Genomic DNA, 12,519 nt, shown 5'->3' with positions numbered 1-12,519 from the left:
TTTGACTCAAAATTTGACTGTTACAATTCAGCGGGCATCAAAAAGTGCAGAAGACGATCCAGCCAATTTCTTTTTTCTGTTAAAAATTAATAAAATTGTCATCTCATGAATATGCAATATGGGTAGCTTACAACATGTAAATCTGATATTGGGGAATGAATCTTCTTTTGAAGCATTTTTTAAGAGAAACTATCAGCTTTCCTGCCTGGTTGCGTTGCGTTATGTGAAAAGCGAACAGGAAGCAGAGGATATCGTGCAGGAGACATTCCTGTATTTATGGCAAAAGAGAGCAGAGTTGAAAATTCAACAAAATCTTAAAAATTATTTACTTAATGCGGTAAAGAACCGGAGTATTAATTATTTACAACGGGAAAAGAAGTTCGACGAATTGCCAAACCATAGTTTCCTCTCAAATCTGAATGAGGATCCCAATGAACACTTCTCCGAGGAAGAATTAGCCGTTCATATAGCAAGATCTATTGAAACACTGCCCCTTCAGTGCAGAAAGATATTCCTTCTGGCCTATAACGATCGTTTAACTTATGACGAAATTGCGTCAACTTTGAACTTATCTAAAAACACGATTAAAACACAGATGGGGATAGCCTATAAAATACTGAAAGAAAGGTTGAAGAATTATTTCCTGAATCTTTTCACGGTATCATTCAGACAAAGAGCACGTAAAGGGATTTGATTTTTATGATCTATGTGACCCTAATCGGTTTTTTTTAGGAAATATTGAATTTGATTTCACCCTTTTCCCAAGTTTCTGTGTCTTAAAAAGAAAATGATGAACAAGGATCAACATAAATGGGAATTGTGGGCGGCGCTCCTGCATGGAGAAGCGCAAAAATCTGAAACCGAAGCTTTACAGGATTCAGATACCGAAAAAGAGCTAACGGCTTTACGCAGGATTTATAATTCGCGTGAAAAAGTTGTACAACTTAGTCAACTAAAACCCGCCGATGTTGCATGGTGTGACTTAAAGGGGAAGCTCTTTTCGCGTAACCGTTGGATGGAACTTCTGAAATATGCTGCCGTCTTGATCGTTTCATTGCTGATAACAGGCAGTATTTTTTATTCCTACCATTTCCGTCAAACTGCACAGGATGAATACGCCAGCATATCCGCTCCCAATGGACAAATCTCGAATGTAACATTATTTGATGGTACAAATGTCTGGTTGAATGCAGGATCAAAGCTGATCTATAAACATTCGTTCAATCAGAAGAACCGGGAGGTAATTTTGGATGGAGAGGCTCTTTTTTCGGTAACAAAAAATGAGAAGATCCCTTTTATTGTTCATGCAGGGAGCACACAAATCAAGGTGCATGGCACCCAGTTCAATGTGAAAGCTTATGCGAATGATCTGAAAATAGAAACTGTTCTGGTAGAAGGTGAGGTTGAATTTTTTTCGGATAAAAGATCGGTGTTTATGAAACCCGGCGAGCAATTACTTTTCACAAAGAATTCCGGCGAGTTGGTAAAGAACAATGTAAGCACAGACGAACACACCGCTTGGAAAAGCGGGAAGATGTATTTCCACGATGAAACTTTGCTAAACCTTACCAGGCAGTTGGAACGGTGGTATGAAGTAAAGTTCATTTTCAGTGATGAACAGATTCCGAGGTATCGATTTTCCGGGGTAATTAATAAAGAAAGGTCATTGGAGTATACTTTGAATATCATTCAGGATATTAACAAAGTGAAGTTTGAATTTGACAAAGAACAGATCATGGTGAAAAATAAATAAAAAATCAAGCCGGAATATGCTGGTCACATAATCCGGCCCAATAAAATCTATTACCTGCTTTAGCAGAACAGGTATTAGCAAGTTTAACACTCAAATACAAATTTATGAAAAAAAATCAGATCTATCCGCCAGCGCGGACAAGGTATTTCACACCTAAACTATTGTTGAGTATGAAATTGACAGTCTTTCTATTCCTGATCAGTATTCTTGCAGCAACGGCCAGTACTTATTCGCAGCAAAGTAAGTTTGACCTTAATTATAAGAATGTTGCCATCAAAGAGGTGTTAAATGAAATTAAAGCAAGAAGCGATTTTCAGTTCTTTTACAGCAACGATGACTTCGACATTAACCGAAAAGTAGATGTTCAGGTTAAAGATGCCAGTGTGGAGGAGGTCCTGAACCAACTTCTTGAATCAATGGATGTAACCTACAAAATTGTTGACAAGTCAGTCATTATTTCCAGAAACGACATGAAATGGTCGTTTGACAGGATGAATCAAGTAAATAGCATTGCAGGGAAAGTTACTGACTCGGCAGGAATGCCGTTGCCAGGTGTAACAGTTGTTATTAAAGGTACTACAACCGGTACGATTACAGGAGGTGACGGACATTATTCGTTGGCAAATGTAGCTGCTGATGCTGTATTGGTTTTTTCGTTTGTAGGAATGAAAAACAAGGAACTATCTGTTTCAGGGAAAAGTACACTTCATGTAGTTATGGATGAAGAAACCATTGGTATCGGCGAAGTAATTGCAGTCGGATATGGTGTCCAGAAAAAAGAAAATCTGACCGGGGCCGTTTCCGTAGTGAAAATGGAACAAATATTAGGGAGTCGTCCGGTTACAAACGTGGGGGCTGCGTTACAGGGGACTATTCCCGGCTTAGTGGTTACGGGTGATGCTATTCCGGGGAAAGGCAAGACTTTTAATATTCGTGGTACAACTTCGATCAATGGAGGAGAACCACTTATTCTGGTTGACAATGTGCCCGCGCAAATCGATTTGATTAATCCGGAAGATATCGAATCCGTTTCGGTCTTGAAGGATGCTTCATCAGCGGCCGTTTACGGAGCTCGTGGCGCCTTTGGTGTAATCCTCATTACAACCAAGAAAGCAAAAAAGAATGCTGCGCCTCAGTTGAACTACAATAATAACTTTGGATTTATCAAGAGTATTAACCGGCCGGTGCAGGCTTCTGTACTTGATATACTGGAAACCCAATTGGCATGGGACAATGACGGAAAATATTATGCAGACGGACAAATTTTATCCGATTGGATTGAATATGTAAAGGAGTATAATAATAATCCGTCTGCTTTTCCTGCTAATGGGATTTATATGCCTGAAGGAACTCAAACCTATTATTACCTGAAAGACAATGATCCCCAAGGGGCCATTCTTGATAATTTCGGTTTCCAACAGACTCATAATGTCTCGGCAAGTGGGGGAAGTGAGAAGACTACCTATCGGATTTCTCTTGGGTATACTGACAATCAGGGGACTTTGATTACCAATAAAGACAGTTACGATCGTGTCAGTATCAGTTCATTCGTGAGCACAGATATCACATCCTGGTTTACCCAATCGTTGGATATTCGGTACGCAAACAGTAACCGTTCGTATGTTGAGTCAGATGCATCCATTTATCGGTTACAGCTTCCCCGGTTTTACCCTATCGGCAATATTGTAAGGAGCAACGATTTGGAAGGGCCTGCATATCCGACAAATGCGCCGTCAAACTATCTGCTCCTGAAAGATCCGGTGAAGTACAAAGAAGAAAATCCCCGCATTTTCTCCCGGACTTCAATACGACCGTTCAAAGGTTTTGAGGCTATTTTTGAGTATACTTTCGATAAAAACAATTCTGACCGAAAATTTTACAACAGCCCGTTTGAGATGACAAACGACCAGATGGGTTTATTATGGTCGGACAATCCCTCTTCGGGCAGGTACAGGAACGATAAAAGCCTTACCGACTACAATGCGATTAATACTTACGGAACATACGAGTTGAGCCTGAACGGAAACCATAATTTCAAGGCGATGGCTGGTTATTCGCAGGAATCACGGTATTACGAATCAATGTGGGCCCGGCGTGACGAAATGATTAATCCCGACATGCCTTCTCTCAGCAGTGCAACCGGTGAAATGCAGGTGAACGACGAATACAAGGAATATGCCATTCGAAGCGGGTTCTTCCGCCTGAATTACGATTTTGCGGGGCGTTATTTGTTTGAGGCAAACGGACGTTACGATGGTTCGTCAAAATTTCCAAGTAAAAGCCGTTTCGGGTTCTTCCCCTCATTTTCGTTGGGTTGGCAGATGGCACAGGAAAAATGGATGGAATGGAGCCGCTCATACATCGATGAGCTGAAAATAAGGGGTTCGTGGGGGCAAATTGGCAATCAGGCAATTTCGGAATACGCGTATACTCCTGCTATGGGAACCTATCAGGCACAATGGATACAGGCAGGAAAGCGGCCCATGACACTGAATGCCCCCGGATTAGTCAGAAATGACTTTTCGTGGGAAGTGGTCCAAACCCTCAATTTTGGAGTTGATTTCCGTTTGTTGAACGACCGCCTTGCAGGAACTTTTGACTGGTATCAGCGGGATACAAAGGATATGTTGATGCCGGGAGCCGAATTCCCAAGTATTGTGGGAACTTCAGCGCCAGAACAAAATGCGGCAGACCTGAGTACAAAAGGATGGGAGTTTGCCATCTCGTGGCGCGATAAAATTGGCAACTGGGGTTACAATGTCGGATTTAATATCTACGATTCCAAAAGCGTCATCACCAAATACGACAACGCGGCCGGTTTGTTTTATGAAAGGAACAGCGCGCAGGATGCCAAGCGGTATCGCGAAGGAATGGTATTGGGCGAAATATGGGGATATGTGACAGACCGTTATTATACGATTGACGATTTTCAGGATGGATGGCAAAGTGGTTCGTGGGTACTTAAAGAAGGAGTGACAACTATAAAAGGGAACAACACGATCCGCCCTGGCGACATCATGTTTAAGAACCTGGTGGACGACCCGGATAATGGCAGTGTAAACCAGATTGACAACGGGCGTGATAATATTTACGATCCGGGCGACCGCACAATAATTGGGAACCAGACTCCCCGTTTCCAGTTTGGGACAAACATGGGAGTCAGCTGGAAGAATATCGATTTGTCTGTTTTTCTACAGGGTACCGGAAAACGCGATGCCTGGCTGGGAGGAGACCTTGTATTCCCACTGGCAAACGGCGGTTACGGGACGATGTACTCTCATCAACTCGATTACTGGAAACCAATTGATCCGGCAAATGGAAACTGGAACCCGGTAAACCCGAATGCTGAATTTCCCCGGTTGTATGATGAAAACAAAAATGCAGCATCCAACAGGCGCATTCAAACCAAATATCTTTCCAATGCATCTTATATCCGTTTGAAAAATATTACTCTTAGTTACAAGTTACCCGGATATCTTGTGAAAAAGGTAAATATGGCAGGTGTAAAGGTATTTTTCTCCGGAGAAAATCTTCATACCTGGGATAAACTTCCAGAAGGATTCGACCCGGAACGTTTGAATTGGGGGTATCCTTTTTACAGAACCTGTTCTTTTGGTATTAATGTTACACTTTAACCTGATTGAAAATGAAAAAATACTTACTAATATTTCCGGTTATAGCAGCCTTCGTACTTGGAGCCTGTAATGATGATTTTCTGGAAAAATACCCCATTGAATCACAAACAGAAGCAACCGCATTTAAAACGAATGAGAATTTCAGGACCTATGCCTGGTCTTTTTATTCTGTATTCAATGATTACAACAATTTTGTACAGGGTATCGATCCTGAATTTGGCCGGTACAATGGTGATTGGCGGGCAGGCTACCTGTCAGTTTATTCGACAACCGAAGATAACCCATATCGTAACAATACGGCACAGGCCCCGTCAAGCGGTGGCGGTTGGAATTTTTCATTTATTCGCAGGGTATGCCTCCTGCTTGACAATGTGGACAAATCGGAAATGGTGGAGAAAGATAAAGCGCATTGGCGTTCTGTCGGTTATTTTTTCCATTCGTATAACTACATGGAGCTGGTATCGCGTTTTGGTGACGTCCCATGGGTGGACAAAGTATTGGGTGAAACCGATGTCGATTTGATCTATGGAACACGGACTTCCAGAATTGAAGTAACCAATAAAATATTGGAACGACTCCTGTTTGCCGAAAATAACATAAAAGCCGAGGGCGATGGTGACAATACAATTAATAAAAATGTAGTACGCGCTTTCATATCGCGCTTTTGTTTGTTTGAAGGAACCTGGCGAAAATATCACGGATTGGGCGACTATGAAAAATTTCTTAATGAAGCAATCCGTGTTTCAGAAGAGTTGATGAAAGTTTTTCCTCAGGTTAACAGCGATTACGATAAACTGATGTGCAGCGAAGACTTGAGTACCTATACAGGCATCATCCTTTACAAAGAGTATGTTAAAGACCTCTTGACCCATACAATTAGCCAACGCGACCGTTCGAATGTCAGTAAATATGAAATGCACAAAGCAACAGCGGAAATGTATCTTTGCTCAGACGGAAAGACCATATCAAACAGTGCATTGTATGCAGGTGACGAGACGATGTATCATGAATTCAGAAACCGTGACCGCCGGTTAATTCTCCAGGTTGTACCGCCTTATTTCATGGCAACCGGATTAAATCAGGACTTTACTCCGAATAGTTCGGTAAACTCGACAAAATACCATGCAAATGTAGATCCGTTTGAATATGTGGAGCTTATGAAGCAGATTCTCCCGAACAATCCCTCCAAGCGGTTGCCTGTCTTCAACTGGTCCGGTACGATGAACTGGACATCGCCCAATGTGATTGGTCCGGGACAAGCACCGATTGCATCGCGCTCAGGCTACCATATGTGGCGGCATTATACTTTAGGCGATTCGTTTAGTAATATGGCTGCAGTTAATACATTCGATAAACCCATTTTTTATATCGAAGAAGTATTGCTGAATTATGCCGAAGCGATGTTTGAGATGGGCCGTTTCAGTCAAACAGTTGCTGATCTGACAATTAATAAACTGCGCAAGCGTGCGGCTATAGCTGATATGAATGTATCTGAAATAGATGACTCTTTTGATCCAAAGCGGGATGTTACGGTTGATCCTGTATTGTGGGAAATCCGTCGTGAACGGTTAGTTGAACTAATGGGTGAAGGGTTTGGATTTCAGGACGTACGCAGATGGAAAACCGCGGCGTGGTTTGTTAACCAGGACCAGATGGGCGTCCGGATTAAAAAGTCGGATTACACCAATGCTGCCGGGGTAATTGTTGCTGCATGGAACAATCTGAAATTAGTTGACCGCGATTTTAACCCTGTAAATAATGAAGGGTATTTACAAAGGTTTATAAATCCTGTGAAAATTGGCAAGGGCTGGAAAGACCAGTATTATTTGTTTCCGATACCTCTGAATGATTTATCGCTGAACGAAAACCTGGAACAGAACCCCGGTTGGAACTAGCAGGCCATTTTCGGCTATCACAAAACATTTCTTGTTATCATTAGTCATTGTTGTCCGCGGTGCCGGACAACAATGATTCAAATTTTTCATGCATGAACCGAAGCAATTTACGAACAAAAGCCATTGCGCTTGTCACCTTTGTCATGCTGTCTGGGCTTGTACAATCGCAGCGTTACCCAAGGGCGCACGATGGCGTGATGTTGCTTGACGGCACATCCTTTCCTTTTTGGAACGATGAGACTGTATATAAAAAAAAGTATTACGTTGATCAAAACCATCCCGCCGCTTCGGATTATAATGCCGGAACAGAGGGAAGTCCGTTTCGAACCATCGGGCGTGCGGCCAGAGAAGTGCAGCCGGGCGAAAAAGTGTTGGTAAAAAAGGGCATTTACCGCGAATCAGTTCGCCCTGTTCGGGGAGGAGACGGACCGGCAGCGATGATTGCCTACGAAGCGGCCCCCGGGGGCGATGTGGTTATCAGCGGTTCCGAAGTGGTAAGGGATAAATGGGTGAAGTCGCGAACCCCTTACGAACCATCCATGTCGTTTTCTCATAAATTATGGATGGTATCGTTGCCGGTTTATTATTTTGAAGAGTCGAACCCATTCCGGATCCAAAATGCGAATGAGTATGATATGAAAGTGATGCGGTGGGCCAAAGACTGGACGAACCGTGTCCCCTATACATTGGTGAGGGGAATGGTATTCCAGAACGGTGAACGGATGACACAACTTTGTGCCTATGAAGATATTGTAAAACTTCCCGGATCGTATTGGGTCGATACAACCCGCACCGAAAAAAGTGAATGCACCATCCACATCCATCCGTTCGGGGGGAAAGACCCCAACAACCAGCTTATGGAGGTAACCACACGCCAAAGCCCGTTTAACCCGAAGGCGAAAGGTGTCAATTATATACGGCTGAACGGTTTTACGATCGAACAGGTCGGGAACGGGTTCCCGCGATCGGGAAAAGGTGCATTGTCGAACTTTGGCGGAAGCCATTGGATTATTGAAAATAATGTGTTCCGGAAAATCAATAGTGTGGCTATTGAAATTGGCGCTAGGACCGATGAACATTTCGACGAGGGAAGCCGCGAAACGCTGGAAGCGGTTTCTGGCCGGAATATCGTCAGGAACAATACGATATACGATTGTGGGACGGGCGGCATTCAGGGGATGATCAACTTCGAAAACCTGATCGAAGATAACCACATCTATAATTTGGGATGGCAGGAGGCTGAATTTTATTACGAAACGGCAGCAATCAAAATCTTATATACCCGTAACTGCCTGGTTCGCCGGAACCACATCCACGATATTGAGGCTGCTATGGGGATATGGCTCGATGCCAACAACATTAACTCGCGGGTGACCCAAAACCTGCTGTACAACGTGAGCTGCAATTTCGGGGGAATTTTTATGGAAGTATCGACCCGCGCAAATCTGGTAGACAATAACCTGGTGTGGAATTGCGGAAAACATGGCATTTATCAGCACGACCACGATTCGCTTTATGTGGTTCATAACCTGGTAGGGCATTCGAAAGAGAACGGGATCATGACAAAAATAACCCCGGGCCGCCGGAAAGACGACCGGTTTACCACGGCTGCACACAATAAAATTCTTTATAATGTGCTGGTTGACAATCCCAGGCCTTTCTCGTATATCGATTCGCTAACAACTGTTTCCGATTACAATTTGGTCGCTTCATCGGAAAGTAAGGACGAGAAGTTTAACTGGGAATCGTGGCAAAAGGCAGGATTTGACAAAAACAGCAGGATTGCCGACATCTCTGGGAAATTCAACCCGTCCGATCTTGTTTTTGAACTGGAGATAAAAGGCGCGTTCCCTTTGGTTGACAGGTTGCCGTATATTACCGAAGACTTTCTCGGGCGAAAATACAATACTCAGCATATTTTTTCCGGGGCATTGAAAGGCGGAAAAAACGAAGTCATCCAATTATCGGAGTATTTCAAAAAGTAAAAAGAGATTACAAAATTTTGTCAGTTTACATAAACAGGACATGAAAAAAACGATCTGTTCAATAATAGTTTTGCTGTACGCTTTCGGCGTTTCCGGACAAACCCCGATTGATAAACCATCGCCATGGCAAAAGCAGGATTTCAAGTCCAAGCGCATTTCGAGCTGGAACCAAAAAGAAGCCATCAACCAAGACTGGCTGATCGTTAAAAAAGGGGAGCGCGCGCAGTTGGCCGATATTGAAGGCCCTTCGGTCATTTCGCACATCTGGTGCGCGGTCGATAATTTATTCGAGGTGAAAGACTCCATGTTCGTCCGGAAAAATTCCCTGGAAATATACTGGGACGGCTTGGATTATCCCAGCGTGCGCGTCCCATTGGGCGATTTCTTCGGAATAGGGCACGGAAAGGTTCGGAGTTATTCCAGCGAATTGTTCGACATGTCGATAAACGAAGGCGAGCGAAGGGGCGCACTGAACAGTTGGGTAAAAATGCCGTTCAACAAAAGGGCGAAGATTTTCCTGGTCAACGAAAGCGAAGTGGATACCCGGATATTTTATTATATCGATTATCAGGAATATAAAAAGCCGTTCAAAAAACCGTATTATTTTCATTGCTCATGGAAAGCCGAAATGCCGACAAAACCGGTTTCTTATGATTCAGGCAAGAAAGGCGAAAACAATTACGTCATCCTCGAAACTGAAGGCGAAGGCAATTACCTGGGCTGCAACCTGAGCATCGATAATTTTACCGGGGGCTGGTGGGGCGAAGGCGACGATATGATCTATGTTGACGGGGAAGCTTTCCCGCCTGCCCTTCACGGTACCGGTAGCGAAGATTATTTCAACCATGCCTGGGGAATGCAGGACAATTGTTTCCCGTATGCCGGGACTTCGTGGTTCAACCACGCGCACAACAACTGGGACGGACTGTGGACCATGTACCGTTTCCATATCAAAGACCCCGTACCTTTTACCAAAAACATCAGGGTGACCATTGAGCATGGCTGCCACAACGAGCGTTCCGACGATTATTCGTCAACCGCCTACTGGTACCAGTGGCCAATTGTTGAAGCGCCTGTGTTGCCCGCTGTGAAAGGCCGAATCACCAGAATTCACGAACGAAACGATAGAAAAGAACTACTAAATAATAATTTACCATGAGATTACTGAATTTATTTTTTGCAATTGGGTTGCTCTGTTTTTTTGCAGGGTGCAACAAAGTAAGCCCTCCTGCGCCTTTTGGCCCGTTGCCTACCGAACGTCAACTGGCCTGGCACGAATTGGAATATTATGGTTTTATCCATTTCAATATGAACACCTTCACCAACATGGAGTGGGGGATGGGCGACGAGAAGCCGGAACAGTTTAACCCGACCGAACTGGATTGCCGCCAGTGGGCGCGCGTTTGCAAAGAAGCCGGGATGAAAGGCATTATCTTAACGGCAAAGCACCACGATGGTTTTTGCTTGTGGCCATCGGCTTATACCGAACATTCTGTAAAAAACTCACCATGGAAAGAAGGCAAGGGTGACGTTGTCCGCGAATTTGCCGATGCGTGTGAAGAATATGGCCTGAAATTCGGCGTGTACCTCTCGCCCTGGGACCGCAACCACGCCGATTATGGCAAGCCCGAATACATTACCTATTTCAGGGACCAGTTGCGCGAGTTGCTCACCAACTACGGCGAAGTGTTTGAAGTTTGGTTCGATGGCGCAAACGGCGGAACCGGCTGGTATGGTGGAGCCAACGAAGAACGCCGGGTGGATAAACTTACCTATTACGATTGGCCAACAACTTTTGAACTGGTACGCGAACTGCAGCCCAATGCGGTGATGTTTTCGGATGGTGGCCCCGATATCCGATGGGTAGGGAACGAAGAAGGCTGGGCGCGACCGACCAACTGGTGTTTGCTGAAACGCGATGATTTTGCGCCCGGAGTGGCCAAAGACCGTGAGCATCTTCGCGCTGGCCAAGAAGACGGAACGCATTGGGTTCCCGCCGAAGTGGACGTATCCATCCGTCCGGGATGGTATTACCACACCGAGGAAGACCACCAGGTAAAAACATTGCCGCACCTGCTCGATATTTATTATCATTCAGTGGGAAGGAACGGTTCTTTGTTGCTGAATTTTCCGGTCGATCCGCGGGGCCTGATCCACGAAAAAGATGTGGAACAAGTGATGAAACTGGCTGCTGCACTGAAAGCCGATTTTGCTGAAAATATGGCCAAAGGGAAAAAAGTTTCGGCGTCCAATGTGCGCGGAAAATCAAAAAAATACAATACGGAGAAGGCTTTCGATGATGATCCGCAGACTTATTGGGCGACCGATGACGATGTTTTGCAGGCTTCGCTGGTAATCGACTTTATGCAACCGGTGGCGTTCAACCGTTTTCTGGCGCAGGAATATATCCCGCTGGGGCAAAGGGTGAAAAAGTTCACCCTTGAGGCAAATGTGGATGGCGCCTGGCAGAAAATTGCTGAAGAAACCACCATTGGCTACAAACGCATCCTGCGTTTCCCAACGGTTACGGCCACTCAATTGCGTTTTACGATTGATGATGCAAAAGCTTGTCCGCTGATTTCCAACATCCAGGTGTTCAATGCGCCCAAAGTACTTGAATCACCCGTAATCCGCAGGGACCAGCAGGGCTTGGTAAGCATTGCCAAATCCGATAGTGACACCGAAATTTATTACACCGTCGATCAATCGGAACCGGGTATTTCTTCGTTAAAATACAGCGAACCATTTTTGCTGAATACAAAAGCGGTGGTAAAAGCGGTGGCCATCGATCCATCAACACAAAAAGAAAGCCCTGTGGCGGTACAGAGTTTTGATGTTTCCAAAACCAACTGGAAACTGATGGGCGAAGCCGGAACGCTTAAAAATGTACCGGTAATTTTTGATGGCGATCCCAACACCGCGATCAGTTTTGCCAGCGAATTGCCTGCCGATTTTGTGGTTGACCTTGGTGAAATGCTTGCCCTGAAAGGATTTTCTTATTTGCCCGACCAGCGGCAGGGACATTCAGGCATTATTTATTCCTATAAATTTTATACCAGCAAAGATGGCCGTAACTGGGGCAGCCCGGTGGCTTCGGGCGAATTCTCGAATATACAGAACAGCCCGGTGTTGCAGCAAATAGCGTTTGCAACTGTTGATGCAAGGTTTGTGAAATTGAGCGCTGTCACCCTGGCGTCTGACCACAAGAAAGTAGGAATGGCCGAATTTGATGTTGTTACCCAATAAACTGT

7 protein-coding genes are annotated in these 12,519 nt (G+C 44.6%); all 7 read left to right on the top strand.

The genetic code is table 11. The annotated features are described in order from the left end of the window. The first annotated feature begins 118 nt into the window (after window positions 1–118). Window positions 119–694, top strand: a complete 576-nt coding sequence (locus ACOIT5_RS19880; RefSeq protein WP_423127910.1) for an RNA polymerase sigma-70 factor — start codon at window positions 119–121, stop codon at window positions 692–694. A gap of 96 nt (window positions 695–790) precedes the next feature. After that, the gene (locus tag ACOIT5_RS19875) at window positions 791–1,753 is read left to right on the top strand and encodes a FecR family protein (RefSeq protein ID WP_423127909.1); all 963 of its coding nucleotides are present in this window, start codon (window positions 791–793) and stop codon (window positions 1,751–1,753) included. A gap of 170 nt (window positions 1,754–1,923) precedes the next feature. Next, a complete protein-coding gene (locus ACOIT5_RS19870) occupies window positions 1,924–5,388 on the top strand; it encodes a TonB-dependent receptor (RefSeq protein WP_423127908.1) in 3,465 nt (1,154 codons plus the stop codon). An 11-nt stretch (window positions 5,389–5,399) separates the two neighbouring features. Beyond that, window positions 5,400–7,283 carry a RagB/SusD family nutrient uptake outer membrane protein gene (locus tag ACOIT5_RS19865; RefSeq protein ID WP_423127907.1) on the top strand — a complete coding sequence of 628 codons (1,884 nt, stop codon included), beginning with the start codon at window positions 5,400–5,402 and terminating at the stop codon, window positions 7,281–7,283. A 92-nt stretch (window positions 7,284–7,375) separates the two neighbouring features. After that, window positions 7,376–9,268, top strand: coding sequence for a right-handed parallel beta-helix repeat-containing protein (locus tag ACOIT5_RS19860; protein WP_423127906.1), 1,893 nt, complete (start codon window positions 7,376–7,378; stop codon window positions 9,266–9,268). Window positions 9,269–9,308: 40 nt separating this feature from the next. Continuing rightward, on the top strand, window positions 9,309–10,427 hold the full coding sequence (locus ACOIT5_RS19855; protein ID WP_423127905.1) for a glycoside hydrolase family 172 protein: 1,119 nt from the start codon (window positions 9,309–9,311) through the stop codon (window positions 10,425–10,427). Next, window positions 10,424–12,514: an alpha-L-fucosidase gene (locus ACOIT5_RS19850; RefSeq protein WP_423127904.1), complete on the top strand. Its 2,091-nt coding sequence runs from the start codon at window positions 10,424–10,426 to the stop codon at window positions 12,512–12,514. The genes ACOIT5_RS19855 and ACOIT5_RS19850 overlap by 4 nt, the downstream gene beginning before the upstream one ends. Window positions 12,515–12,519 lie beyond the last annotated feature (5 nt).

The organism is Gaoshiqia hydrogeniformans, from assembly GCF_049347105.1.
Lineage (GTDB): Bacteria > Bacteroidota > Bacteroidia > Bacteroidales > Prolixibacteraceae > Gaoshiqia > Gaoshiqia hydrogeniformans.
The sequence above is the reverse complement of the archived record's forward strand: the minus strand, read 5'-3'. Positions and strand labels throughout refer to the sequence as shown.